This window comes from Corynebacterium sp. HMSC29G08, assembly GCF_001806875.1.
In the GTDB taxonomy this organism is placed as follows: Bacteria; Actinomycetota; Actinomycetes; order Mycobacteriales; family Mycobacteriaceae; genus Corynebacterium.
Genome location: NZ_KV786257.1, coordinates 14880 through 39937, shown reverse-complemented (window position 1 = coordinate 39937; position 25058 = coordinate 14880). Strand labels below are relative to the sequence as shown.

Sequence of the window (25058 nt, the reverse complement as noted above, 5' to 3'; positions counted from 1 at the left end):
AGACCCCAAACCCACAGGCCACAATGTCAAGGCCAAGGGCGATCTTCATCACCTACCCGTGAGCCAAGTCAAGCTGTAGGTGAGAACAGCCGGTATGCGATGAACTGTTCACTTATTTGGACTGTCTAAAAGCCCTTTAGTTCCATGGTTTTTCTAAAAACTTTTCCGCAACCCTCTGACCAGCCAAAACTCTGCAAAGATTTTTGGAACCCGCCTGATTTTAGCCAGTTTCCCAGACCTGTTTTAGCCCGTTGTGGGCGGCGAGAACTCCGCAGAGTCGAATGCCATGCGGCACGTCGCTTGTTGCACGGTGGTCGGCGCGGTGCGGGTGTGGCATGCCACGAAGATTTGGTAGTTGTCGTGCGGCCAGGTCTTCCACAGCACCTCGGAGCCGTCGCCGGGAAATTCGAGGTAGGTCAAGGAGTGGCCATCTGTATCCACCAGCTGCGTTTCCGGGTCCACTTCAATGTCGCGCAACACCTGCTCAGCCATGGTGTGCGCCGGCAGGTTATAGAGCTGCTCCACTGCCATATGCAGGCGGAAGTCCGGATCCAGGCCGGTGGCGCGCCACGTGTCGCCGTCCTCGGCGAGGGTAAAACCTGCAGGCAGCTCCACGCGTAGTCCGTCTTGCTCCAGCACGGTTGTTTGCGGTGGGGCTGGCTCCGGCGCAGACGCCTCGCTCGTGGTCACCACGGTTGTCGTTGGCGACTCCGCCTGGGCGCTTGCCGACGGCGCGTTCCACGCCCGCACGGCCCACACCGCACCGACCCCCACAAGCACAACGACTGCGGCCAACGCCGCGCCCAGCAGGTACAGCGGCCACTGGCTGCGCTCCGCAAGCGGTTCTTCCGGCTCATCTACCAGCCAGTTCTGCTCCCAGTCGTCTTCCATTACAAAGGGCTCTCGGGGCTCGTGGGGCTCTTGCTTATCCACGCCCACGCCAACCCCCACCAACTCCTCCATCCTCAACGCCACGTCATAGTCCGCAAACGCCGCCTCCAGGCGCGCTAAGCGCTCCGCGGACGCGGTGATGTGCACGGGCGCGCCTTCCGGAAACGGCCCGAGAACGTTTTTGGCGTAGGCGACAATTTCGTGTTCCGACGGTGCGTCGAAACGGTGCAGGTTCGCTGCACCCGTAAACACGGTCGATCCGTCCGTTACCGTGATGCGCAGTTTTGGCTGCTGCTGGCTGAGCTGATTCATAGGTCCTCCCCCTCTTCATATGGTGCGGCGACCTGGATGGCGCCGACTGTTGATCCCGCTTGCACAAGCGTTGCGCGCCCGGGCGCAAGCGGGCCGGGACGTACGCCGAAGACGCTGCCCTCATCGCGGGTGCCGTCCATAACCAGCGCGTCCGGGTGAATGTCTTTGACCGCTCCCAAAAACCCACCAAAGAGCGCCCGCGAGATCCCGCTCAACTTCCTGGCACAGATCACGTGCAGGCCGATGTCGCGGGCATGCGGAATGTAGTCGGTGAGGTCTCGCAGGACGGCGTCGTTAACCAGATCCAAGTCATCGATCACCAGGTACAACTCCGGGCCCTGCCACCAGGAGCGCGACGCCAGCTCAGATGGCGAAATGTCCGCCCCCGGCAGGCGCGAGGCAAGCGTGTGACAAAGCGCCTTGACCGCATCCTCGATTGAGGTAGACGACGCACCGTAGGCCGCAATCATGTCGTCGCTGGCGCGCCCCAGATGCGCCCGGCGCGGATCCAGGATCACCATGCGCGCATCGTCGCGCGGCAACGCCTCAATAGCGCGGATGGCGGTGGCAATGAACGTGGATTTTCCACACCCGGCGCCACCGGTTACAACCACGTGGCCGGAAGCACACCACACCGGTTCCAGGCGTGGTCCGCCAACGCCCAGTGGGATAGGGGTGGTTGGGGGTGGCGGCGGGGCGTCGATAAGCAACAGCCCATTGACGTGGGTGGGAAGGACCTTAAGCTTCGGCACGCGCGGCTGTGCGGCAGTGACCTGGGCGATGTGGGCGAGGTCTTCCGCGGTGGTGCGGGCAATCAGCATGACCTTTCCCGCTGGTGTGACACCGATGCCCGAGCGGTTTGGCAGGGTGGTTTGGACCTTGCGGTCAATCAGCGAATCCATCGGCTCAGTCAGTTTCATTTCCCAGCGGGTGGCCACCAGGTCGCGCACGCCGGAGCGGACCGCGCTCCAGCGCTGGGTGGTCAGCACCAGGTGGATACCGGCGGCCGGGCCTTCGGAGGCGATGCGGGTTAAAGGATCGCGCAGGTCTTCGAGTTTGGAGTCGGTGGCGAGGAGGGTATGCCAGCCGTCTACAAGCAAGACGGTGTGGCGGTTCGGTTCCTGTTGGTGCTCGGCCTCAGCATCAATCACGCCGAGCAGTTCATCGACAATGCGGCGCACCTTCTCCTCATCAGCACGCGTAGCCGTACCCGCAACGTGCGGCAACACCTCCAGATCCGCGAGCCCGCCGGCACCGGCATCGATGGCGTAAATTGCCACTTGGTCCGTAGTGTGTGTCAACGCCAGCGACGCGGCCAAGGTCTTGAGCGCTTCCGACTTACCGGTCTGCGGCGCGCCCGCCAACGCCACGTGCCCACCCGAGGCGCTTAAGTCCAACAGCAACGTGTCCTGACGCTGGTGATATGGCTCATCCACCAAGCCCATCGGCACCTGCAGCGCACCGAAATCATGCTCATCGGGACGCAGCGCGGAAAGCTCCAGCTGCGTCGGCAAGGGCGGCAGCCACACCTGGTGCGCCCGCATGCCGGCTTCCTCGGCGAACTTGCGGGTAGTTTCCACCACCGCATCCACCACAGTCGTCGAGGTGTCAGTCTCAGTGGCCATCTCCGGTTTCGGCGGGTTATCCAATGCATCCTGCTCCGCATCCCAGGCGTGGAACGGCTTGACAACGACCGGCCCCACCGGCGCTTGCGTAACCACGCTGCGGGTGAGCGGCCCAGAGACGTACGCGGCACGGAAACGCGTCAACTGCGGTGCGCCGGCCTTTACATAGCCCGAACCAGGCTCACCCGGCAACTCGTAGGCATCCGGCACACCAAGCACCTGGCGCGACTCGGCGGCAGAAAACGTTTTCAACCCGATGCGGTACGACAAGTGGCTATCCAGCCCGCGCAGCTTGCCCTCTTCCAAACGTTGCGAAGCTAGGAGCAAATGCACCCCGAGTGAACGGCCCAACCTGCCGATGGCCACAAACAAGTCCGCAAAGTGCGGGTGCTGAGTCAAAAGCTCCGAGAACTCATCGACCACCACAACCAGCGCCGGGAGCGGTTCCAAACTCACGCCGCGGGCCGTGCCTGCGAGTCGCTCCGCGGTGTAGTCCGTGATGTTTGCAAAGTTGCCAGCCTTGCGCAAAAGCTCTTGGCGGCGATGCATCTCACCAGACAGCGCGTCATACATGCGCTCCACCAGGACCGCTTCATCTTCCAGGTTGGTGATCACAGCACTTGTGTGCGGCAGGCCCTCGCAGCCAAGGAAGGTCGCGCCACCCTTGAAATCCACCAGGACCAGGTTCAGCTCGTCCGGCGAGTGGGTGGCGGCTAGGGCAACAACAAGGGTCCGCAACAATTCAGATTTTCCGCTGCCTGTGGCACCAATGCACAAGCCATGCGGCCCGGAGCCGCCGTGGGCGGCCTCCTTCAAATCTAAAAACACCGCCTGCCCGTCCGGGGTTGCACCGATCGGAACCGTCAGACGCTGACGCGTGCCCTCGCGGCCAGGCCACATGGATTCCATGTCAGCCGTATCAAGCCGGTCCAGCCCCAACATGGACAACACGTCCGCCCCACCGCCGCCTGCGGACTCCTCCGGGCGGCGATAAAACGCCAGCAACCGGGCAAGGTGCTGCGCTTCAACATCGCGAAAATCATCCGGCACGCCGAGCAGTTCCGCACCGGTGGCGGTATGCGCAGTAATCGTGTCGGTACACACTAGGTGCAGGGCCTCGTCGTCCACAAGGTATTCAGGGTCAGGGTGGATGGTGACCACACAGTCGCTTTCGTGCGCTGCCATGGCCGCGGCCGCAGCGGAGCCAGTGAAGAGACCTGCGTGAGTTCCGGAATGCGGGGCGCTGGTGGGGGTTAGCGTGGCGTCGACAAGCGAGATGCGCCACTGCGCCTGCTCTGGCCTGCGGGCGTGCGGCAGCCACTTTGACCAGGCAAACGGTGCACGTGAAGTGTCGATGCCCACCAATTCTGGGCCGTGGAAAAATGCCAGTTGACACGCAATGGAGGCCGCCACCTCCGCCGCGCGCGGGCCCGCCAGCGTAATGGCCGGAAACGCCGCCAGCTGCACCACAATCGGCATCTGATGCACCGCGCTGACGGCAGCCACCGTGCGCCGCAAACTTACTGCACACACCGGGTCCAGATCCTCCGGCGAGCCCGGATCATCCACCTCCACCGGGGTAGCCAGCGCCGTAGCGCCCGTGCCCAGCCGGACCTGGAGCGCCTGCGGGTGCACATCTGCGCGCTCCCACACTCGCTCGGAGGCAACCGCCGTGGCCAACTCACCCGGCGCGGGGTGCACAAACGTGGAGTGCTCGCGCTGTTTCACCGCGTTAGTGCGGGCGCGTCCCACCAGCGCGTCGAGGTGGCGCAGGTACACGCGCCGGGTCTCATCTATGTCGCCTTTGCCCTCGGTGGGGTTAAACATGGCGACCATGCCGATCAGCATCATCAAGGGAAAGACCAGCATCATCGGGCTCATTTGGCGCCCAGAGGCCACCATCAGGCCCATCACTGCAGCGATAGCCACCACCATCACCACCGGGATGAGCACCCGGATAAGCGGCAGCGGTTGGTCTTTCTGGGCAGCGGGAACGGTCTCGGCGTTGAGTGCTCCCTGCGGCATCGGCGGTGGCTGCTGCTCCGGCATCAACACACCGTGGGTGGGTGTGAGAACTGGGTTGCGGTCGCGTCCAAGCATGGTGCCTTTTCCCCCTTGTCACAGTGCCAGCAGGCGCCGATTCCCCCAGAACCAGACCCCCAAACCTGCAGGCGTTGGTGGAAGTATAAACCCAATCTGCGGCACGCACGCATGTTTTTATGAATTTCGCTAGACACAGCTTCTGCGCTGGTGCATACTGATGGCCAGCTGCGCGGCTTAAAAAAGGGGGTCCGCGCAAACACATACTTTGGGGGTAAAACCTTGGTTGCTACATCGGCGCATCATGTTGTGCGTGTCACGGTGCGGGTTTCGGTTGCATCTATTCACCGCGATATTGACGTCACGCTGCCTACCGCATCCACGCTGGCAGAGGTGCTGCCGGAGCTTGCGCGCATGATTGACATTCCGCAGGTGCACCGGCCGTGGGAGGCCACCACCGTGGCAGGTGCCCCGCTGGATATGCACACCCCGCTGTACAAGCTTCGGCTTTTCGACGGCTCCGTGATCACCTTCCACCCCATCGAACCACCCACCGCGCCCGTCGTGCGCGACGCCGCTGAATCCCTGGCGGCTGCGGCCGAAGGCACCGGTGAAGCTCGCGGACTGGATGTGGTTGCCGGCGTTGTCGGCGCGCTGGGCGTTGCCGGGGTTGCCAGCCGTTTTGCTTCGCTGCCCGTTGCCTTGGCGGCATGCGCGATGGTGTTGCTAGTGGTGGCTACCGTGTCGCGCTCACGCGTGTTGTACGGCTTCGTGCCTGTGATCACTGCGCTTGCGGTGGGGGCGTATGTGGTGGGCCCGCGCGCCACCTGGATGGGTCCTGCTGATCTGGCGGTGGCAGCGATGAGCGGGGCGTTTGCCGCCCTGACCACCATGGCGGCGGGTGCAGTAGTGCGCCTCGTTGGACCTGCGCTCGCTGCCGCCTACTGCACCGCCGCGGTGCTGCTCAGCGTTGCCGCCCTGGGTGCGTGGCTGCCCGGCCGCAACGCCCCTGCTGCCCTAGCTGTGCTTGCGGGCCTGATCACCGTCATGGCCATCCCCGGCGTGGCCAGCCGCGCAGCCGGACTGCAGATCCCTCGCATCCCCACAGCCGGCGAGGAGTTCACCTCTTCGGACGGCTACCAGCTGGATGTAGACGCTCGCAGCGCCAACGCGATCGCGATTGCAGACGCCATGGCGATTGCCGTTGCCATCTGCACCATCCCCGCCTTTGCAGTGATCAGCTGGCATGCAGATGGTCGTGTTGGGTGGGTCTCGGCATTTGCGTTGACCGCCGCGGGTGCGCTGGGGCTGCACGCCACCCGCCACCACTACCCAGCGTCACGTGTTGCGCTTACGCTGACCACCCTGGCTGCGCTGTGCGCATTGTTTGGCGCCGTCATCTTCGCCCACGACCCGCATCCTGTCCTGATCGTGCTGTCTGTGCTGCTTTTGCTTGGCATCAGCACCACCCCGCTGTGGGCCCCGCACCTGCCCACCCTGGAGCCGACCACGGTGGTGTGGTTCGAACGCGCAGAGGCCGCCGCCATCATGGCAGTGATCCCACTTGCGGTGCAGCTCACCGGCCTCTTCGGACTGATCCGGGGGCTGTAAGTATGCGCACTCGACGTTTTGTTCGTGCGGGTGCCGCTGCCACGGCATCGGCGTTTCTGGCTGCACTACTGCCAGCGTTAGCCCCCGTTGCTACCGCCCAGGATTACGCCTGCGCCGTACCGGCCCACCTGCCAGCCGATATGCCACTTCCCGCACCCGGCCCTGAACGTCATGCGTTGCACCGCTTCGCCACCGGCGACGGGATCCGCGTCGCAGTCATTGACACCGGTGTGGCCCGCCACCCTGAGCTGGACCAGCTCATACCCGGCCGCGACTTCGTCGACGCAGACGCACCAAACCCGTTCGCCGACTGCGACAGCCACGGCACTATCGTCGCCGGCATCATCGCCGGCAACAGCCGCGGCATTGCACCCGACGCCGAGATTGTCAGCGTGCGCCAAACCTCCGCGCATTACCGCAACCGTGCCAACGACGCCGAGCTTGCGCAATACGCAGGCACCCTGGAAACACTCGCTGCCGCCATCCATAACGCGCTCGATGAGCACGCACGCGTCATCAACATCTCCGTCGTCTCGTGTCTGCCGCCCGAGGTAGCCCAGCTGGTAGACATGGTGCCTATCAACGACGCCTTGATGCGCGCCGAACACTCCGGCGCCGTCGTCGTGGCCGCAGCCGGCAACACCACCGAAGCCTGCGAACAGGGATTCAGCGTCATCCCTGCCCACTCCCCAACCGTGATCGCTGTCGGCGCCCGCGCAACCAGCCACACGCTTGCGGACTACTCCATTGCCGTGCCCGGCTCCTTCGTCTCCGCCGACGGCACCGTGCCTTACGCACTTGCCTCCGACGGCGCGGGCTGGGCCCTTGGAACCGTCGCCGGCCGTGACCGCGTCTCCCACTATGTAGGCACCAGCTTCGCCGCACCAAGGGTGACCGGCTCGATTGCCTTGCTGCTGCAGCGCTACCCGTACTTGAGCCCACACCAGGTGCGCGAGCTAGTGTTCGCCGCCGCCGAACCCGGTCACGGTGCGATCGATCCGATGCGCGTTATCTCCCAACTGCCACCCGAAACACTTGAGGAACAAGCCCCCGTGCTCATCACCCCGGCGGCACAAGAACGTTCCCTGGCACCAGGCCGTGGGCTTATCGTCATCGCCGGCGCACTGCTGCTCGCTGGAGTAACGACGATCGCGCGCAGCCTCCGGCGCTAGTACCGGTCTAATAGGTGGCTGTCTAGTAGGTGGCCGTCAGCGCGGCCTCCCGCGTCAACGCCTCACCCTCCGGCAGCAGGGCGAGCAGCCCCCACGGCACCGTGTCCATTCGAGCCACGCCGACGGTCTCCAAAGTCGCTGCCTCAGCGGCCGCATGCCGCAACCCATTCGCAGAGACCACGTGAAACCCGAAGCCGGAGTCCACTCCCACTGATCCCGCGTGAAGGCCCGCGAAGTGTGTCGCCACCGCGGTGCCGGAAAGCTGCACCGCCCCGCGCAGCGCCTCCTCGTAGGAAACGGCACCGGCGCCGCCAGCTTCATCCACGCACACGGCGCGGCGCGCGGGATCCACCCACATCGGGATCTGCTCCGGCAACCGCAGATCAAACGCTGGCTCCAGGTCCGGGTAGGACGCGAGTTGGGGTTGGGTGATGTGGGTGGGCTTCGCGCCGGCGTCGATAAGCAAAAGCTCCTGAATGCGAGTAATCGGCTGCACCGCACCATTGACAAGCAGCCAGCTGCCGGCCGGGGTGCGCACAATCTGCGGCAAGGGGTGCGGCAACGCGTACGGCGGCAGCTCTTTCAGGGCGGTGATAAGCGCTGGTGGCGGGGACCATCGCGGCGTGGCGGCGCTGACGCCCAGACCCCGGCGGATGATGCGCCCCTCCGGGGAGGTCGGTGGCGGCAACTGTGTGCGGCCCGCCGCGGTAACCACCCACTCGCGGTTATCCGCCACCGCCAGCACCGCCTCCGAGGGCAGCAAGGCCTCAGGCGCTTGATCGGCGCGCACCACCACATCCGTACCAGCCTGGCACACGGACCAAAATTCATCTTCCGAATCCGCCGGTGCGAACACCGCCGGCGCGGACACGATCCCTACCGGAACACCCTTGCGCAGCTGCCCCAACGCCTGCTCACCCACCCGCGCCGGCTGCGCGGCAGAACCCGCAATCAGGCGCGCAGACGCGAGATTGGTCACTGGGTGTGCGACCCCATCTACCTGTACGAACAGGGACCCATCGCTGGCGCGTAAAATCGGTGCCTCCCCCGGGTCTGGGTTTGGTCGCATCCACGCAAACAACCCCATCACCCCTGAAACCAGCAGCACCGCCACCATGCCAAACACCATGGCGCGGCGCCTGGATGACAGCGGATCGTGGATCATGCGGACGTCACCAAAAACGATGCCGTGTTCAACGCGCCTGCGCATGAAACGGTGACCAGAAACCTGCGTTTTGGTGGTTGGCAACAGTTTTGCCATGGTTTTTACCCCTCCCCCGATTTCCCCCAATTGCAATATCGCAATTGCAGTAAGCGTTCATCCTACCTTGGACTGCGCGCGGGCGTGCAGCGATGGGCTAAAAACCTGTGGTGCTTGCGGTACTTGTGCCGCCTGCGGGCGCCAGCTGCGGCACGGCATCGGAGCCGTTGTTGAGGGCGTTAGCACGCATGGCCGTAATCTCCGCCGGGGTAAACGCCGCGTTGACAGCAAAGATCACCACATTGCCCTTGCGATACACCGGGGTCATGCCTTCAGAAGCCCACAGCCCCAGCTTGGCCTCCTGGTTTGTGCGCTGGAAATGCCAGAAAGGATCCGGGCTAACCATATAGAAGTTCACGTCCAGCGCCTCGACTGCCTTGTCTGCAATGTTCGTGGCACGCGGTTTGCCGCGCAGGCCCTCGCCGATGTCATCCACGTTCCAATACGTGATGTCAAAGGCTGTGCCGCGCCCACCTGTGGGCCACAGGTAGTGCCGCGACATGGTGGGCACCCCGTTATACGCGTACATCCAGGAGTGACCATCGGCGGGATCGCCCATGGTGTAGCCTTCAAATGCCTTCGGCTGGGTGGCAAGCCAATCGAACGCGGCCAGATCATCGGCGCTGACCATCCGTTCGCCGCTTCGTGGGTTGGCGAAAGAATCCTCCGCGCCGGCGACCGTCTCCGCGTGCACGGCGGGCACCGCCACCGCTCCAAGGACCAGGGCCACCGCCACCGACGCCGCCGTTGCCGCCGACCGTGCCGCTGTGCTTTGGGAGCGCGCGGCCAGCGGCGCAAGCGTTACCAGCCGCACCATCGCAGCCAGTGCCACCGCCACCGCAGCCACCACACACATCACCACCGGCAGAATCAACCGGTGCGGTGTGTTGTAATGCAGATTGCCCAACACGTTGAGCGCGGTGCCGAAGCCGTTATCAAACTGGTCAATCGCATTGACCGCGGCGCACAGGCTGATCGCATACACCAGCACCGGCCACACCTGGCCGCGCCAAAACACCATCACCACGGCGCCGATCAGGGCAAGCCACAGCACCACAACCGCGTCCTCTTGGGCAAAGTTGGGGAAGAACTGATCCACGTGGCGCGTCTGCATGTAGAAGGCAGCCGCCCAGGCATCGGTGTCTTTAAACGCCTCGTCCGCACGCCAGCCCGACACTTCCTCCGCCTGCGTGGTGCCCGCCATGATTTGCGGCAGGAACACCACCGAGGCTCCCAGCGCCGGCGCGCCCAGCCACAGCAGGTCGCTGATCCGGCTGCGCGCGGGCTTGATTACTAACGACGTCACCCACGCCAACGCCACACACACCACCACAACAGTGACCGCCGAGGGGTGTGCACACAGCACGCCTAAAAACCCCAGCGCCGCAGGCAGCGCCGACGCGTGGTGAAACGGCACCCGCAAAAACAGCCACACCACGGTGCCGCTTAGCGTCATGGCAAACAAGTAGGGCCACATGCCCACGAAATCAGACACCCACAGGATCTGCGGCGCACCGTACACAAGGGCTGCGGCAAGGCCCGCGGCGATCTGCGCCGTCAGCCCTCGCGAGCGCAAAAACGCCAACACAAAACACGCCATACTCAGCGGCAGCGCAATACCCGGCAGCACGATCTGGCTGATGTTTAACGCAGGGATCGGCTCCAAGCCTGCGGCCTCAGCGAACAGCGCCACCCCCGCGTGGTAGCCCGAGGGGTACAGCAGCGCGGCGTGGGTCTCCAGGTTCTGCAGCTCCCCCATCCTCGTTGGGGAGGCCACACCCGTTTCCATGATGAAACGCACCGCGTTGGCATGCCACTGCACGTCCCAGCCCTGCACAATGTTGTCCAGGCCGTTAGGTAGACGGCGTAGCCACCCCAACCTGTCGGTGATGCTCATCCAAGCGCCGGCAACCACGCCGATGCCGGGCAGCACCCACGCGGGGTCCAACACGCTGCCAGCGCGCCAATCACCTGGAAAAAGGGCTCGGCGCCAGCTCACGTCACCGCCACGCCGACGCGCCCTGCGCGCAAACGAATAACGCCACGCTGCCGCCACGCCGAGGGCGAGCACCCAGCTGACCGTGAACGTCCATAAGTTCAACGGCGCCGTAGTCAGCCCCCACATCCAAGCAGACATGCCGATCATGCCGAAGCTGACAGGCAGCGCCGCCGCCATCGCAGCCGGTGCGCGCATGCCCGCAACCCAGTTGACTACAAAGCCTGGGAGCATGAAAAAGACGACCGCAAACCACACGGCAGCAGTCGACGTCATGATTCCTCCAACTAGTAGCCCGGCAGGGTGAGAAATAAGTACGCAAGCATTCTAACTACAGGCTCCGCTTATCCCGCGTCACCGCCACCCGCGCAGCCAAATCCTCCTCCCGCGGGTACGTCACCCCAGTTAGCGTGAGCCCCTTCGCCGGCGCCAACTGCACCTGCGGATCCCGTACTGACTTGCCCAACAGCTCAAACGCCCACGCCAAATCCTTGCGGCCGTCGCCCACCATCAGGCACGTCGCCGTCAGGGCACGGACCATGTTCCAGCAAAATGCATCTGCCTGAATCCGAGCCTCATACAGTTCGGGCTCCGCGGGTGTGGACACGTCGTGCCATATAAACGACTGCACGTGGCGAATCGTCGTCGCATGCTCACGCGGCCTGCAGAACGCTGCGAAGTCATGCAGCCCCACCAGCGCGTCCGCGACCTCCTGGGCGCGCTTGATGTCCACCGGCTTGCCCCACACCGCCGTGTCACGCACGCGCGTCGGCAACGGCCCCGCCGGGTGCGTGGTCACCCGGTACGTGTAGGAGCGGGTGAGGGCGGCAAAGCGGGCGTCGAAAAGCATGGGCACCTCGCGCACCGCAAGCACCCTGATGTCAGCCGGAAGCAATTTTGCTAATCGACGCACCAACGCCCCCACCTCCCCCAACGACCGCTGCGCCAACGACGCTGTCGGAATATCAGCATGCGCAACTTGCCCACTCGCGTGCACGCCAGCATCCGTGCGCCCCGCAACAGTAAGCGAAATAGGAGCGCGCAGGACCAAACTCAGCGCATCCTCAATCGTGGCCTGCACCGTGCGAGTGCCCTCCGTCTGGCGGGCCCACCCATGAAAGTCAGTGCCGTCATAGGCGATATCCAGACGGATCCGCAGCACCTCCTGATCGTCTACTACGCCGTCCACGTCGGCCTATCCGGGGTGGTCTTCGTCTGCAACAGGTCATCCAAGATGGCAAAGAACCCGTCCTTATCCAGCTTCTCAATCACCTCTGCATTCGGCTGGAAGTTGTCGAATTTGTCCCACCCCATCGCAGAGAAACCACGAGTCAACTCAGACGCCGTCTCCACATCCACCCGGTACGGCGCGCTCTTGGTGACCAGCTCCGGGTACAGCAACGCCGCCAACGTAGCCGAGTCCGGATGCGTCGAACCGTCCACCCCCACCGACTCGTTGAAATCCAACGTGGTGTCACATACAGCCTTGAAAAAGTCCGAAATCGGGGTGCCAAACGCACAACGCGTGTCATACTCCGCACGCGTAATCGTGGCATCCACCAACGTCACCGGATCCCACGGCAACACCACGATGCGCTCAAAACCCGCAGTGAACACAATCTGCGCAGCTTCCGGGTCCACATAAAAGTTGAACTCCGCCGACGGCGTAATGTTGCCGCGCCCGTTGTTCGAACCACCCATGATGTAAAGACTCTTCACGTTTTGAACAAAGCTACGATCCTTCACAATCGCCGTAGCAATATTGGTCAGCGGACCAATTGCCACCACGGAAACCTCACCCGGGCGCTCCCCTGTGATGCGCAACAGCGCATCCACCGCATGCTCATCCTCCGCCGTCGCCGCGTCAAAATCCATGGTCAGCCCACCCGAGCCATCACCATGCACATTCTCTGCCGAAGCCCACGGGCGCAACATTGGCTGCGAGCACCCCAAGAAAATCGGAATCTGCCCAAGCTTGCCCATCACGTTCAACGTAAGCTGCGCGTTCTGAATCTGACGCGCAAAGCCCACGTTGCCAGCAACCATGGTGATGCCCAGCATTTCAGCGCGCTCACTCATCGCGCCCAACAGGATGGCAACGCAATCATCCTGCGCCGTATCAGTATCAAGAATGAAAGGGACCTTCTCAGCCATGGCAACTACTGTAACCGCCGCAAGACAGCCCGCTATAAAAGAAACCGGCACCCGGGATCTCAAAAACCCTAGGTGCCGGTCATTTACGGCTCGGCGCAGATTACTTCTGCTCCTCAGCAGCCTCCTCAGCAGCTTCAGCCTTCTCTGCTTCAGCCTGGCGGGAAGCAGCGGCACGGGCGGTGCGGGACGCCTCGTTAGAGACGGTCTCCTCCGTCACCAGGGAGATGTGTGCCATCGGCGCGTTGTCGCCAGCACGGTTCTCCAGCTTGATGGTGCGGGTGTAGCCGCCCTCGCGGCCGTCGAAAAGCGGAGCAAGGTCGTTGAACAGGTGTGCAACGATATCCTTGTTCGGCAGCTCAGCAGCAACAGCGCGGCGGTCAGCCAGCGTGCCACGCTTCGCCTTGGTGATCAGCTTCTCAGCGTAAGGGCGAAGCATCTTCGCCTTAGCCTCAGTGGTCTTGATAGCACCGTGCTCGAACAGGGACTGTGCCAGGTTAGCCAGAATGTGGTTCTGGTGTTTGGCGGACCCTCCGAGACGGGCACCCTTCTTAGGGGTAGGCATGTTCGTACTCCTCGTGTGCGGTTATGTGAGCGCTAGCTCAAAGAATGTTCTTTCTACTCTGTTGCCTACTCAGCGTCGTCCGCGCTGGTATCAACGTAGTCGCCGGTCTCGGCGTCATAGCCCTCGATCTGGGTCGGATCGAAATCTTCCGGTGTGTCCTTCAATGCAAGTCCCAAGCTAGCCAGCTTGATCTTCACCTCATTGATGGACTTCTGGCCGAAGTTGCGGATGTCCAACAGGTCGGACTCCGTGTACTCAGCCAACTCACCAACGGTGGAGATCTCCTGGCGCTTCAGGCAGTTGTAGGAACGCACGGAGAAGTTCAGGTCCTCAATCGGCATGTTGTAGGCAGCGATGAACTCCGTCTCCTGCGGGGACGGGCCAATCTCGATGCCCTCAGCCATGGTGTTCAGCTCACGTGCCAGGCCGAAAAGCTCCACCAGGGTGGAACCTGCGGAAGCCAAAGCATCGCGCGCGGACATGGAGTTCTTCGTCTCCACGTCAATGATGAGCTTGTCAAAGTCGGTGCGCTGCTCAACACGGGTTGCCTCAACCTTGTAGGCAACACGGGTCACCGGCGAGTAAATCTGGTCAACCGGGATGCGGCCAACCTCGCCACCGGAGTTCGGCATGGCCGGGACGTAGCCGCGGCCGCGCTCCACAACAAGCTCCATCTCAAGGCGCGCGCCCTCATTCAGCGACGCAATGTGCAGATCCGGGTTGTGGATCTCAACGCCAGCCGGCGGCTCGATGGAGCCAGCGGTGACGGTGCCCGGGCCCTCGACGTTTAAGTACATAACAACCGGCTCGTCAGAGTCGGAGGAAAGCACCATGTCTTTCACGTTGAGGACGATCTCGGAAACATTCTCCTTGATGCCGTTGATCGTGGTGAACTCGTGGAGCACACCGTCGATCTTGATGGAGGTCACGGCTGCGCCCGGGATGGACGACAGCAGCGTGCGGCGCAGGGAGTTACCAAGGGTGTAGCCGAAACCAGGCTCGAGTGGCTCAATGATGAACTTCGAGCGGTTGGTGTCGATGTATTCCTCAGTCAGTTGCGGGCGCTGAGAGATGAGCATGAACTTCTCCTTATTCGGCAACCACTATCTGATGCCGGTAGGAACGGATATTTTACAAGCGCTATGAACGCTAAGAAGTGGACTACTTCGAGTAGAGCTCGACGATGAGCTGCTCCTGCAGCGGGACGTCGATCTGAGCGCGCTCGGGCAGCTGGTGCACGAGGATGCGCAGGGTGTCCGGGACGACCTGCAGCCAGGCCGGAACGACGGAGTCAAGCAGGTTGTCCTGGGCCTCTTCGAACCACAGCATCGAGCGGGACTTGTCGCGCACGTCGATGATGTCGTACTGGGTGACCTTGAAGGACGGCACGTCAATTGCCTTGCCATTCACGGTGAAGTGACCGTGGGAGACAAGCTGGCGAGCCTGGCGGCGGGTGCGAGCCAGACCAGCACGGTAGATGACGTTGTCCAGGCGGGACTCCAAAAGCACCAGCAGGTTGTCACCGGTCTTACCCGGGAGGCGGTTGGCCTCCTCGTAGTAGCGGCGGAACTGCTTCTCCATCACGCCGTAGGTGAAGCGAGCCTTCTGCTTCTCCTGCAGCTGGAGCAGGTACTCAGATTCCTTGATGCGAGCGCGGCCAGCCTGCCCCGGAGGGTACGGGCGACGCTCGAAGGACATGTCGCCGCCGACTAGGTCGACGCGGAGGCGACGGGACTTACGGGTAGCAGGGCCGGTATAACGAGCCATGTTCTCTTACCTCTTTCCTTTCAGCCTTAAACGCGACGACGCTTCGCCGGACGGCAACCGTTGAACGGCTGCGGCGTCACGTCGGAGATCGACGACACCTCCAGGCCAGCGGCCTGCAGGGAACGGATAGCGGTCTCGCGGCCGGAGCCCGGACCCTTAACAAAAACGTCAACCTTCTTCATGCCGTGCTCCATTGCCTTGCGGGCAGCGTTCTCGGCAGCCATCTGCGCAGCGAACGGCGTGGACTTACGGGAGCCCTTGAAGCCGACGTGGCCGGAAGAGGCCCAGGAGATGACAGCACCAGTCTCGTCCGTGATGGACACGATGGTGTTGTTGAAGGTGGACTTGATGTACGCGTGGCCAGCGGCCACGTTCTTCTTTACGACGCGACGTCCACGACGCGCGCCAGCACGAGTCTTCGGTGGCATGTTTTACTTCTTCTTTCCTGCGATGGTCTTCTTCGGGCCCTTGCGGGTACGCGCATTGGTCTTGGTGCGCTGGCCGCGAACCGGGAGGCCACGGCGGTGGCGCAGACCCTGGTAGGAGCCGATCTCAATCTTGCGGCGGATATCCGCCTGCACCTCACGACGCAGGTCACCCTCAACGGTGTAGGAGGACTCAATTGCGTCACGCAGTGCTGCAAGCTGATCGTCGCTCAGGTTGTCAGTGCGCAGGTCAGGAGAAACGCCCGTCTTCTCGAGCAGTTCCTTGGCACGGGCCGGGCCGATGCCGTAGATGTAGGTCAGTGCGATCTCCATGCGCTTGTTGCGCGGCAGATCAACACCTGCAAGACGTGCCATATCGGGTCACGTTCCTTTCGGGTTGTTACGGTGGTTTTCTCCCTATCCGTCCGCGCCAGGCAACGCTTTGTCCGGGCCGTGCCGGAGAGTGGGTTGTGGTTTCGCGCGGCTTCAGCCACCGTGGCCGAAGGTAAACGAGGCCTCCCGCCAAACTCATCGAGTTTGACGGAAAAGCTCCCCTGGATAAGGAGGCGAAAAGTGCTTACTTGTAGCGGTAGGTGATACGCCCGCGTTCCAAGTCATACGGGGAAAGCTCCACGATGACCCTGTCCTCAGGAAGGATGCGGATGTAGTGCTGGCGCATCTTGCCACTGATGTGGGCGAGAACTTCGTGCCCGTTGTCCAACTCGACACGGAACATTGCATTCTTCAAGGGCTCAACAATGCGGCCCTCAACCTCGATTGCGCCTTCTTTTGCCATACACTCCACTTCCTAACGCACCTAGATTTTCCCAGGTACTGGACGTATTTACCGGATTGCTACATGACGTGTTGCCACGCCAACCGTCCACTATAGTGCCTCACCTGGGAAAAGCGCAACATGCGCCAGGTGAGGACAGCGTCCAAGGTGAGGAGCAGGTCTAAGGGTTAGTAGATGAAGACCTTGTCACCGATCTGCAGATCGGTGAAGTACTTCTGTGCATCCTTCTGGTACATGCGCACGCAACCGTGCGACAGGATGCTCGGGTCGCCCTGGTGGAACGCGTGTCCATGGTTGGTGAAGTACACCGCATACGGCATCGGGGCGTTGTCGAACAGGTAGGAAACCTCGTCTTTAACCTTGCGATTGACGTAGAAGGTGCCCTTCGGCGTTTCGTCGCCGACTCGTCCTGGGCCGACGTAGACGGAGCCGTAGTAAACCTCGCCGTTGTTTTGCAGCCAGGAGCGACGCCCAGAGGTATCAACGCATACTTTGGCGTCCTTCGGGCAGGGTCCGTAATCAAACGCTGGCTTCGACGGAGCGGGTGCGGGTGCTGGCGCAGGGACAGGTGCCGGTGCGGGTGCGGGTGCGGGCTTCGGGGTGCGCTCCGCAATAAGGCCTGGGAAGAGGCTCTCCACGGTCTGGTCAATCTGCTTCTTGGCCTGCGCCGGGGCCTGCGCGCCGAAGATTGCAAGCCCATCTGCCTGCTGGCGCAGGGAGTTACGCATGTTCCACGCAGCATCGCGCGTCGCCTGGTCATTGCTAGAGCCGAGCGAGGAGTACTGGGACTGTACCTGGCTGTAGAAGTCCAGTGGCGCGGGCTGCGCCTGGGCAACGTCTGCGGGGTGCGCGATCAAGGTGGCGGCAATGGCAACGCTTGCGGCGAGCGCGGCTACGCGACGCTTCATCGTTGCCTTCATCGGAGACGTCTTGCCGTGGCGGGTAGAGGTAAACATGCTCAAAAGTATATAGGTTAAACACGCGGAGTGAGGATGCGCGGCCCATGTTTTGTCGCCGCAACTGTGTGTTCCCAGTGGGCAGCGGGCGAGCCGTCGGCGGTGACCACGGTCCAATCGTCCTCGAGTACATCGGAGTCGATTTCCCCACCAAGGATCAGCATCGGCTCAATTGCCAGCACCGATCCTTCCTGGATGCGCGGGCCGCGGTTCGGCTTACCCTCGTTGGCCAGAAATGGCTCTTCATGCATTTCACGGCCGATGCCATGGCCGCCATAGCCGTCGAGGATGCCCAGCTCTACGCCGAACTTTTCCTCGGCGCGGCGCGTCGCTACCTCAAGTGCGTGGGAGACATCGGTCAGGCGGTTGCCCGGCACCATCGCCTTCATCCCCTCAGCGAGCACCCATTCGGTCGCCAGATTTAGGGCATCCACCTTGGGCGCAAGCTCGCCCACCCCAAATGACCACGCGGAATCCCCCACCCAGCCGTTGAAGGTCGCGCCGCAATCCACCGACACCAAGTCCCCCTCTTTGAGCACCTTGCTTGCCGACGGTATGCCGTGCACCACAACCTCATTCACCGAGGCACAAATCGAGCCCGGAAAGCCCTGATAGCCCAAAAACGTCGGGATCGCGCCGTGGTCACGGATCACGGTTTCCGCAACGGTGTCAAGATCAAGCGTGGTTGCACCAGGCTTCGCCGCGGCGCGCACCTCCTGCAGCGCAATACCTACAATGCGGCCAGCGGCCTCCATTGCGTCAAGTTCTTCTGCCGTCTTAGCGGCAATGCTGCGTCGTCTGAATGCCATGGGGTTCTCCGGGGGTTCGTTGAAACGTCGATAAACAAAAAGCGAAAGGCCGGTGAAACCACCGGCCTTGTATAACGCTGTCGGCTACTTGCCCAGCGCCTGCATTGCGCGGGCGTTGATCTCATCCACATCGCCCACTGCGTCGATGGAGATGATGTCCTCACCGTAGTGATCAATCAGCGGGGCGGTCTCATCGCGGTAGACGCCAAGGCGGGTACGGATGGTCTCCTCGTTGTCGTCGGCGCGACCGCGGGCCAGCATGCGCTCAACCACTACATCCTCATCCACCACGAAGTTGAGCACACCGTCGAGCTTCTCGCCCTTCTTGGCCAGCAGGTCGGTCAAGATATTTGCCTGTTCGACCGTGCGTGGGAAACCATCAAGCAGGAAGCCGTCCTTAGCATCGCCCTGGTTCAGGCGATCCTCCACCATGCGCGCGGTGACATCCGTCGGCACAAGCTTGCCGGCGTCGATGTAGCTCTTAGCCTCAACACCCAGCGGGGTTCCCTCACCAATGTTGGCGCGGAACAGATCACCCGTAGAGATGTGCGGGACGCCGAGCTTTTCGGACAGGATGGCTGCCTGGGTGCCCTTGCCAGCACCGGGAGGGCCGAGGAGAACGAGACGCATTATCGCAGAAGTCCTTCGTAGTTAGATTGCAGAAGCTGGGATTCAATTTGCTTAACCGTGGTCAATGCCACGGAGACCATAATAAGGATCGCGGTGCCGCCGAAGCCAGCCATGCCGCCCGAACCGGAGCCAGCCACACCAGCATCCATAGCAAGGTTCGGAAGCACAGCGATGCCGGCGAGGTAGATCGCACCGACAAACAGTAGGCGGTTCATAACAAAGCCGAGGTACTGCGCGGTTGCACGGCCCGGACGGATGCCCGGGATGAAGCCGCCGTACTTCTTCATGTTTTCGGCCTGCTCGACTGGGTCGTACTGAATGGAAACGTAGAAGTACGCGAAGAAGATGATCAGCACGACGTAGGTGATGATGTACTGCCAGGAACCGGGGTTCTGCAGCCACGACATTACGTTGTTCATCCACCAGTTATCCGGCTGGGCTGTCTGGTTCATGGTGACAATCTGGGTCAGCAGCACCGGCACGTACATCAGCGAGGAGGCAAAGATCACCGGGATAACGCCAGCCTGGTTAACCTTCAGCGGCAGGTAGGTCGAAGACCCGCCGTACTGGCGGCGGCCCACCATACGCTTTGCGTACTGGACCGGGATGCGGCGCTGGCCCTGCTCGATGAAGATGATGCCAACAACCAGCAGGACCATGGCGCCGAGCACCAGGAAGAAGGTCAGCGGGCCGGACTGCTCCCAAATGGTCACGCCCTCGATCGGAATACGGGTGGCAATACCAGCGAAGATGAGCAGCGACATACCGTTGCCCACACCCTTTTCAGTAATGATCTCACCGAGCCACATGATCAGGACGGCGCCCGCGGTCATGACGATGATCATCATGATCAGGGTCCAAGCGCTGCGATCCTCTACTAGCACCGGAACTCCGCTGCCAAGCAGCTGCTCACGATCCGCAAGCGCCACGATGCCTGCGGACTGCAGCAGCGCCAGCGCCACCGTGAGGTAGCGCGTGTACTGTGTCATCTTCGCCTGGCCGGCCTGGCCTTCCTTCTTCAGTTCCTCGAACTTCGGAATAACCACGGTCAGCAGCTGCACGATAATGGACGCCGTGATGTACGGCATGATGCCGATGGCGAAGATAGACAGCTGTAGCAGCGCACCGCCAGAGAACAAGCCGATGATGGAGAACATCGACGCCTGGTCACCCTGCGAGATGTCCTGCAGACGTTGATTAATCAGTGCGTAATCAACACCCGGGGTGGGGATCTGCGCACCGAGACGGTACAGAAACATCAAGGCAAGCGTGATCAAGATCTTTTTACGCAGATCAGGATCTTTAAACGCCTGAGCAATTGCGGACACAAAGCCTCCTGGCTCCCGCCACCTTAAGTAGCAAGAGAATATGGACAGTATTCCAAATGGACCGAATCACCTGCCGAAACGCAGGCCAAGGCCCACCCGTACATATTGGACCCCACCACTCTAGCAGCTCGGTCCCTAATTACTAAGTTCCCTCCCATCTGCGCACAGACTCCCCGACCCCATTAGTTAACGATTGCCTGCGCTGGATCGGCATCGCGCGTTGCTCATCGGCGCCTTCATCGTCGGCCTGCTGCTGGCATTCAGCGGCACGCGAGGTCGCCCCACCGCATCGGCGTTGTTCTGAACCATTCTCGCCTACATGCTTGCGGTAGTCGCTGAGCTGGCAGGACGCTTCATGTTCTACGCCGCGATGGACAGGGTGGGAATCTAGCGTGGATATGCATAGTGGCATGGAACGGTTCCAGCGTTTGAGCGTTGCCGCAGATATTGTTGGCCAACTGTTTCTGGATGAGCCCTCCCCAGAGATGCTCACCGCACTGCCAACCCGGATCTACTCAAAGATTGGCCCCTGCAGGAGCCAGACTCGCGTGGGGCTACAGCGATGCTTCAGCGATCCGCCGCCCAGCCGGATACGGTTGAACAGCTGCATCGCGCACGTCGCAGCCCTTGTTGCCGGCGCACACAACGCGCGGGAGTATGAGCGCCTCGTAGCACTGCTGCGCCAGTTTGCCATCAACCACCCAGCTCGATTTTGCCGAACAGGTGCTAGCCGGTGTCACGGAACACGCCCGCACGGCGGTGTATCAAGCACTACCCGGCCTCACGCGAGGTGCGCTGAGCGCCGCGGTGGCGTAGTTTTTGCTGCTTCACCCCTTCCGGACAGCTGAGTAAGCAAAAAACCCGGCCAGCCAAAGCGATTGCTTCAGCAGCCGGGCCTATGCCTTTAGGCTAGCTAGATTAGTCAGCCTTCTTCTGCGCGGAACGCGGGCGGAAGTCCTCGGTGGTGGCGGAGCCGCCAGCAGCCTCGATCTTCTCAACCGCAGACTTGGAGAACTTTGTTGCGGTGACATCCAGCTTGACGTTGATGTCGCCGTTGCCCAGAACCTTCACCGGCTCCTTCGCACGAACCAGGCCAGCAGCAACAATGTCTGCAATGGCGATCTGGCCGCCCTCCGGGAATGCCTTTGCCAGGTCAGCAACGTTGACAACCTGGAACTCGACACGGTTCGGGTTCTTGAAGCCCTTCAGCTTCGGCAGGCGCATGTGAAGCGGCATCTGGCCACCCTCAAACGCTGCAGAAACCTGGTTGCGTGCCTTGGTGCCCTTGGTGCCGCGGCCGGCGGTCTTGCCGCCCTTGCCAGCTTCACCACGGCCGACGCGCTGCTTCGGCTTGTTTGCACCCTTTGCTGGGCGCAGATCATGGAGTTTAATGATGTCAGCCATGTGCTATCTACTCCCCTGCTACTTCTTCGACGGTGACCAGGTGGCGCACCTTCAGGATCTGGCCGCGGGTTGCAGCGTTGTCCTTCTTAACAACAGACTGGCCGATCTTGCGCAGACCCAGAGCCTCCAGGTTCTTGCGGGTAACCGGCTTCTCGCCCACCTTGCCGTGGTGCAACGTAATCTTCAGTGCCATTGCTCTTACGCCTCCTGACCTGCGCGAGCGCGCAGCATACGGGCCGGAGCGACGTCCTCGACAGACTTGCCGCGCTTCGCTGCAACCTCTTCAGGGCGCACGAGCTGCTTCAGGCCTGCAACGGTTGCCTGCACAACGTTCAGAGCGTTGTCGGAACCAAGGGACTTCGCCAGGATGTCCTGGATACCAGCGCACTCCAGGACCGGGCGGACAGCGCCACCGGCGATGACACCGGTACCCGGAGCAGCCGGGCGCAGCATCACGATGCCAGCAGCTTCTTCAGCCTGTACCGGGTGCGGGATGGTGCCGCCAATCATCGGGACGCGGAAGAAGTTCTTACGAGCCTCCTCAGCACCCTTCTGGATTGCAGCCGGAACTTCCTTCGCCTTGCCGTAGCCGACGCCGACCATGCCCTGGCCGTCGCCTACCACCACGAGCGCGGTGAAGGACATGTTGCGGCCACCCTTAACGGTCTTAGCCACACGGTTGATGGTGATGACGCGCTCAATGTACTTGTCGCGATCATCGTTCTGGTTGCGACGGTCATCGCGGCGGCCGCGGCCACCACGCTCTCCGCGGTTGTTGTTCTGGTTGTCGGCGGAGCGCCCGCCGTCACGCCGTTCACGTTCGGCCATTACGCGATCCTTCCGTTGATGGTGATGATTGCAGTGATCATTAGAACTTCAGACCACCTTCACGAGCTGCTTCAGCCAGTGCTGCGACGCGGCCGTGGTACTTGTAGCCGCCACGGTCGAAGACGATCGCCTCGATGCCCGCAGCCTTGGCGCGCTCAGCAATGAGCTGGCCAACCTTGGCAGCCTTTTCCTTCTTGTCGCCCTCCAGGTTGCGCACGTCCGCCTCGATGGAGGATGCGGAAGCCAGGGTGTGGCCCGCAAGGTCGTCGATGACCTGGACGTGGATGTGGCGAGACGAGCGGTGCACAACGAGACGCGGGGTCTCCGGGGTGCCGCGCAGGGTCTTGCGGATGCGGTAGTGGCGACGTGCGCGGGCCTCGCGGCGGCGGGACGAGATGTCCTTGCCCACCGGGGTGCGCTTGGTGTTCTCTGCAGTATTGCTCATGATTACTTACCCGTCTTTCCGACCTTGCGACGGACCTGCTCACCCTCGTAACGGATGCCCTTACCCTTGTAAGGATCATCCTTGCGAAGGCGGCGGATGTTCGCCGCGATCTGGCCAACCTGCTGCTTGTCAATGCCCTCGATGGAGAACTTGGTGTTGCCGTCCACTGCGAAGGAGACGCCTTCTGGAGCCTCGATCAGGATCGGGTGCGAGTAGCCGAGGGAGAACTCAAGGTCCTTACCCTTCTGCTGCACACGGTAGCCAACGCCAAAGATCTCCATGTTGATCTTGTAGCCCTCGGTCACGCCAACAACCAGGTTGTTCACCAGGGAGCGGGACAGACCGTGCAGAGCGCGGTTGGTGCGGTGGTCATCCGGACGGGACACCACAATCTGATTGTCCTCGACGGAAGCGGTGATCGGCTCCGGCAGCTCCAAGCTCAGGGTACCCTTCGGCCCCTTCACCTCGACAGCCTGGCCGTCAATCTTCGCCTCAACGCCGTTCGGGATAGCGATGGGTTCTTTACCTACACGCGACATAAGTCTTCCAACCTCCCTTTACCAGACGTAAGCGAGGACTTCCCCGCCTACACCCTTCTCTTGTGCCTGGCGGTCAGTCAGCAGACCGTGGGACGTGGAGATGATAGCCACGCCCAGGCCACCGAGCACCTGCGGCAGGTCGTTGGACTTTGCGTACACGCGCAGACCCGGCTTGGACACGCGACGCAGGCCAGCAATGGCAGCCTCACGGGTCGGGCCGTACTTGAGGTTGAGGGTCAGCTTCTTGCCAACCTTCTCATCCTCAACCTTGTAGTCTTCGATGTAGCCTTCCTGCTTCAAGATCTCAGCAATGCTTGCCTTGATCTTGGAGGACGGCATAGCCACGGTGTCATGCTGAGCGTGTGCAGCGTTGCGCACGCGGGACAGCATGTCCGCGATCGGATCAGTCATGGTCATAAGAGACCGGTTCCCTTTCTCGTTGCGGTTCCCTAACCCACCTGATCAAGCAAGCATGATCGCGTTTTCCGCGTGATCTGTCGGGGGCTACTTGACGCTCCCCACGCTCAGTAACGTGGGGCGCTCGCCGCCACCCTTGCACGCGGTCCGCATTTCGGCGGGGGGCCTGCAACAAAGTTGGATGTGCAAAAATCTTTCCGGACATTAGTCCGTCGGAACAACTTACCCGACACCACACCCGAAAACCAAATCCCACCTGCCACTGTTTGCCGAGACTAGAAAGGGAGCGCCTGGCGCGATTGCACACGGGTTTGCCCAAGGTCAGTCAAGGCGCCGGCGTCCATACCCCGGTAGTAAGCGTTGGGGTCATAGGTGCGGGTACGCCGGCCGCTGCCAAGGACTAAACCGTGCTCTTCTGCGTAGTCGTCGCGGGCGGCTTGGGCGGCCAGGTAGTCGTCCATAAGCACAAGCCCATACCCTCCATCCTTGGTGGCCACCGTGTCTTCCGCCTCAGTGAGGCGCTCCCCGATTTTTGCAGCAAAGCCTGTCATAAATGAGCGGCGGCGAACCACTACGGAGCCGCGAGCCTCCTGCGAGGTGAGCCGCTTCGCGCCTGCGAACATGACTGGAACGAGCAGGCTATAAAGCATCCCAATGCGCTCAATATGGCGCTTGAGCCCGAAGATGGTCACGTTTTCAGCGCGCGTGGAGTTGGGAACTGACCTCAGGAAACCGACGCAGTGCAGCGCCCCCGAGATGGCCAGCAGCAGGCGTGCCTGCATATCGCTGTAGGGCCCGGAGATGTCGAAGATCTTATGGATCACCTCGTCCCCCTCATCCGGCGAAGTCAGATCACGCTCATCAAAGCCGTAGGTGGCCATGAGTCGAAACGCTTTGGCGTAAAAGGAATCCCCCTCCGGTGTGCCCTCCCGGTCCGCCGCCTGGTTCAGCAGCTTCTGCACCTTGTCCTTGATTTTGTCAATATTTTCCGTGTTGTTTTGCATGGTTACCCCCTCTATATATGTTGCACTGCCAGCAGTTTCGCCGCAGTGGATTTAGTTATATAGGTATGGCTGCGCACAGCCAAGGA

General features: G+C 62.0%; 25 protein-coding genes. 2 read left to right on the top strand and 23 right to left on the bottom strand.

What is annotated here, in order from left to right:
- Positions 1–243 precede the first annotated feature (243 nt).
- Both HMPREF3101_RS07480 and eccCa read right to left on the bottom strand, forming a co-directional pair.
- On the bottom strand, positions 244–1203 hold the full coding sequence (locus HMPREF3101_RS07480) for a type VII secretion-associated protein (protein WP_070464041.1): 960 nt from the start codon (positions 1201–1203) through the stop codon (positions 244–246).
- Positions 1200–4928, bottom strand: a complete 3729-nt coding sequence (eccCa, locus tag HMPREF3101_RS07475) for a type VII secretion protein EccCa (RefSeq protein WP_070464039.1) — start codon at positions 4926–4928, stop codon at positions 1200–1202. The genes HMPREF3101_RS07480 and eccCa overlap by 4 nt, the downstream gene beginning before the upstream one ends.
- A gap of 222 nt (positions 4929–5150) precedes the next feature.
- Here eccCa and eccD point away from each other — a divergent pair, with 222 nt between their 5' ends.
- Together eccD and HMPREF3101_RS07465 are read left to right on the top strand one after the other, a co-directional pair.
- Positions 5151–6479 (top strand): type VII secretion integral membrane protein EccD, encoded by a 1329-nt coding sequence (gene eccD, locus HMPREF3101_RS07470; protein ID WP_168160173.1) that lies wholly within the window; start codon positions 5151–5153, stop codon positions 6477–6479.
- A 2-nt stretch (positions 6480–6481) separates the two neighbouring features.
- Positions 6482–7651, top strand: a complete 1170-nt coding sequence (locus HMPREF3101_RS07465) for a S8 family serine peptidase (protein ID WP_070464035.1) — start codon at positions 6482–6484, stop codon at positions 7649–7651.
- Between the two features lie 22 nt (positions 7652–7673).
- Here the strand turns inward: HMPREF3101_RS07465 and eccB are convergent, their stop codons facing one another.
- From eccB to HMPREF3101_RS07360, 21 genes are all read right to left on the bottom strand, one after another.
- Entirely contained in the window at positions 7674–8912 is a 1239-nt protein-coding gene (gene eccB / locus HMPREF3101_RS07460; RefSeq protein ID WP_070464033.1) for a type VII secretion protein EccB, read from the bottom strand.
- Positions 8913–9009: 97 nt separating this feature from the next.
- The gene (locus HMPREF3101_RS07455) at positions 9010–11184 is read right to left on the bottom strand and encodes a DUF6541 family protein (protein ID WP_070464031.1); all 2175 of its coding nucleotides are present in this window, start codon (positions 11182–11184) and stop codon (positions 9010–9012) included.
- A 55-nt stretch (positions 11185–11239) separates the two neighbouring features.
- A complete protein-coding gene (truA, locus tag HMPREF3101_RS07450; RefSeq protein WP_070464030.1) occupies positions 11240–12097 on the bottom strand; it encodes a tRNA pseudouridine(38-40) synthase TruA in 858 nt (285 codons plus the stop codon).
- Positions 12085–13062 (bottom strand): nucleoside hydrolase, encoded by a 978-nt coding sequence (locus HMPREF3101_RS07445; RefSeq protein ID WP_070464028.1) that lies wholly within the window; start codon positions 13060–13062, stop codon positions 12085–12087. Before HMPREF3101_RS07445 ends, truA begins: the two co-directional genes overlap by 13 nt.
- Before the next feature lie 100 nt (positions 13063–13162).
- Entirely contained in the window at positions 13163–13624 is a 462-nt protein-coding gene (gene rplQ, locus HMPREF3101_RS07440; protein ID WP_070464026.1) for a 50S ribosomal protein L17, read from the bottom strand.
- Positions 13625–13689: 65 nt separating this feature from the next.
- Positions 13690–14703, bottom strand: coding sequence for a DNA-directed RNA polymerase subunit alpha (locus tag HMPREF3101_RS07435; protein ID WP_070464024.1), 1014 nt, complete (start codon positions 14701–14703; stop codon positions 13690–13692).
- 82 nt (positions 14704–14785) lie between these two features.
- Complete coding sequence (gene rpsD / locus HMPREF3101_RS07430; RefSeq protein ID WP_052205354.1) at positions 14786–15391, bottom strand: 30S ribosomal protein S4; 606 nt, start codon at positions 15389–15391, stop codon at positions 14786–14788.
- A 26-nt stretch (positions 15392–15417) separates the two neighbouring features.
- Positions 15418–15819 (bottom strand): 30S ribosomal protein S11, encoded by a 402-nt coding sequence (gene rpsK / locus HMPREF3101_RS07425; protein WP_052205355.1) that lies wholly within the window; start codon positions 15817–15819, stop codon positions 15418–15420.
- Between the two features lie 3 nt (positions 15820–15822).
- Entirely contained in the window at positions 15823–16191 is a 369-nt protein-coding gene (gene rpsM / locus HMPREF3101_RS07420) for a 30S ribosomal protein S13 (protein ID WP_052205356.1), read from the bottom strand.
- A gap of 202 nt (positions 16192–16393) precedes the next feature.
- Entirely contained in the window at positions 16394–16612 is a 219-nt protein-coding gene (infA, locus tag HMPREF3101_RS07415) for a translation initiation factor IF-1 (RefSeq protein ID WP_052205357.1), read from the bottom strand.
- A 167-nt stretch (positions 16613–16779) separates the two neighbouring features.
- A complete protein-coding gene (locus HMPREF3101_RS07410) occupies positions 16780–17568 on the bottom strand; it encodes a L,D-transpeptidase (RefSeq protein ID WP_070464023.1) in 789 nt (262 codons plus the stop codon).
- A 17-nt stretch (positions 17569–17585) separates the two neighbouring features.
- Complete coding sequence (map, locus tag HMPREF3101_RS07405; protein WP_070464021.1) at positions 17586–18377, bottom strand: type I methionyl aminopeptidase; 792 nt, start codon at positions 18375–18377, stop codon at positions 17586–17588.
- Between the two features lie 84 nt (positions 18378–18461).
- Entirely contained in the window at positions 18462–19007 is a 546-nt protein-coding gene (locus HMPREF3101_RS07400; RefSeq protein WP_070464019.1) for an adenylate kinase, read from the bottom strand.
- On the bottom strand, positions 19007–20335 hold the full coding sequence (gene secY / locus HMPREF3101_RS07395; RefSeq protein WP_070464017.1) for a preprotein translocase subunit SecY: 1329 nt from the start codon (positions 20333–20335) through the stop codon (positions 19007–19009). Before secY ends, HMPREF3101_RS07400 begins: the two co-directional genes overlap by 1 nt.
- 918 nt (positions 20336–21253) lie before the next feature.
- Positions 21254–21739 (bottom strand): 50S ribosomal protein L15, encoded by a 486-nt coding sequence (rplO, locus tag HMPREF3101_RS07390; RefSeq protein WP_070464015.1) that lies wholly within the window; start codon positions 21737–21739, stop codon positions 21254–21256.
- A 7-nt stretch (positions 21740–21746) separates the two neighbouring features.
- Positions 21747–21932: a 50S ribosomal protein L30 gene (gene rpmD / locus HMPREF3101_RS07385; protein WP_019249595.1), complete on the bottom strand. Its 186-nt coding sequence runs from the start codon at positions 21930–21932 to the stop codon at positions 21747–21749.
- A 5-nt stretch (positions 21933–21937) separates the two neighbouring features.
- Entirely contained in the window at positions 21938–22567 is a 630-nt protein-coding gene (gene rpsE, locus HMPREF3101_RS07380; protein WP_070464013.1) for a 30S ribosomal protein S5, read from the bottom strand.
- Positions 22568–22607: 40 nt separating this feature from the next.
- Entirely contained in the window at positions 22608–23012 is a 405-nt protein-coding gene (gene rplR / locus HMPREF3101_RS07375; protein WP_070464011.1) for a 50S ribosomal protein L18, read from the bottom strand.
- A 2-nt stretch (positions 23013–23014) separates the two neighbouring features.
- Positions 23015–23551, bottom strand: coding sequence for a 50S ribosomal protein L6 (rplF, locus tag HMPREF3101_RS07370; RefSeq protein ID WP_052205369.1), 537 nt, complete (start codon positions 23549–23551; stop codon positions 23015–23017).
- An 18-nt stretch (positions 23552–23569) separates the two neighbouring features.
- Positions 23570–23968, bottom strand: coding sequence for a 30S ribosomal protein S8 (rpsH, locus tag HMPREF3101_RS07365; protein WP_052205370.1), 399 nt, complete (start codon positions 23966–23968; stop codon positions 23570–23572).
- 275 nt (positions 23969–24243) lie between these two features.
- Complete coding sequence (locus tag HMPREF3101_RS07360) at positions 24244–24972, bottom strand: DUF2786 domain-containing protein (protein WP_070464009.1); 729 nt, start codon at positions 24970–24972, stop codon at positions 24244–24246.
- Positions 24973–25058 lie beyond the last annotated feature (86 nt).

Coding starts and splice junctions, on each gene's coding strand:
- rplR (WP_070464011.1), bottom strand. CDS start 23,012: ATGAGCAATACTGCAGAGAACACCAAGCGCACCCCGGTGGGCAAGGAC.
- eccCa (WP_070464039.1), bottom strand. CDS start 4,928: ATGCTTGGACGCGACCGCAACCCAGTTCTCACACCCACCCACGGTGTG.
- HMPREF3101_RS07445 (WP_070464028.1), bottom strand. CDS start 13,062: ATGGCTGAGAAGGTCCCTTTCATTCTTGATACTGATACGGCGCAGGAT.
- HMPREF3101_RS07360 (WP_070464009.1), bottom strand. CDS start 24,972: ATGCAAAACAACACGGAAAATATTGACAAAATCAAGGACAAGGTGCAG.
- HMPREF3101_RS07410 (WP_070464023.1), bottom strand. CDS start 17,568: ATGTTTACCTCTACCCGCCACGGCAAGACGTCTCCGATGAAGGCAACG.
- HMPREF3101_RS07435 (WP_070464024.1), bottom strand. CDS start 14,703: ATGCTCATCTCTCAGCGCCCGCAACTGACTGAGGAATACATCGACACC.
- rplF (WP_052205369.1), bottom strand. CDS start 23,551: ATGTCGCGTGTAGGTAAAGAACCCATCGCTATCCCGAACGGCGTTGAG.
- eccB (WP_070464033.1), bottom strand. CDS start 8,912: ATGGCAAAACTGTTGCCAACCACCAAAACGCAGGTTTCTGGTCACCGT.
- infA (WP_052205357.1), bottom strand. CDS start 16,612: ATGGCAAAAGAAGGCGCAATCGAGGTTGAGGGCCGCATTGTTGAGCCC.
- HMPREF3101_RS07480 (WP_070464041.1), bottom strand. CDS start 1,203: ATGAATCAGCTCAGCCAGCAGCAGCCAAAACTGCGCATCACGGTAACG.
- rpsH (WP_052205370.1), bottom strand. CDS start 23,968: ATGACCATGACTGATCCGATCGCGGACATGCTGTCCCGCGTGCGCAAC.
- rpsM (WP_052205356.1), bottom strand. CDS start 16,191: ATGGCACGTCTTGCAGGTGTTGATCTGCCGCGCAACAAGCGCATGGAG.
- HMPREF3101_RS07400 (WP_070464019.1), bottom strand. CDS start 19,007: ATGCGTCTCGTTCTCCTCGGCCCTCCCGGTGCTGGCAAGGGCACCCAG.
- rplQ (WP_070464026.1), bottom strand. CDS start 13,624: ATGCCTACCCCTAAGAAGGGTGCCCGTCTCGGAGGGTCCGCCAAACAC.
- rpsE (WP_070464013.1), bottom strand. CDS start 22,567: ATGGCCGAACGTGAACGGCGTGACGGCGGGCGCTCCGCCGACAACCAG.
- rpsK (WP_052205355.1), bottom strand. CDS start 15,819: ATGCCACCGAAGACTCGTGCTGGCGCGCGTCGTGGACGTCGCGTCGTA.
- rplO (WP_070464015.1), bottom strand. CDS start 21,739: ATGGCTGACATCATTAAACTCCATGATCTGCGCCCAGCAAAGGGTGCA.
- rpsD (WP_052205354.1), bottom strand. CDS start 15,391: ATGGCTCGTTATACCGGCCCTGCTACCCGTAAGTCCCGTCGCCTCCGC.
- map (WP_070464021.1), bottom strand. CDS start 18,377: ATGGCATTCAGACGACGCAGCATTGCCGCTAAGACGGCAGAAGAACTT.
- rpmD (WP_019249595.1), bottom strand. CDS start 21,932: ATGGCACTGAAGATTACGTTGCACCACGGCAAGGTGGGCGAGAAGCCG.
- HMPREF3101_RS07465 (WP_070464035.1), top strand. CDS start 6,482: ATGCGCACTCGACGTTTTGTTCGTGCGGGTGCCGCTGCCACGGCATCG.
- HMPREF3101_RS07455 (WP_070464031.1), bottom strand. CDS start 11,184: ATGACGTCGACTGCTGCCGTGTGGTTTGCGGTCGTCTTTTTCATGCTC.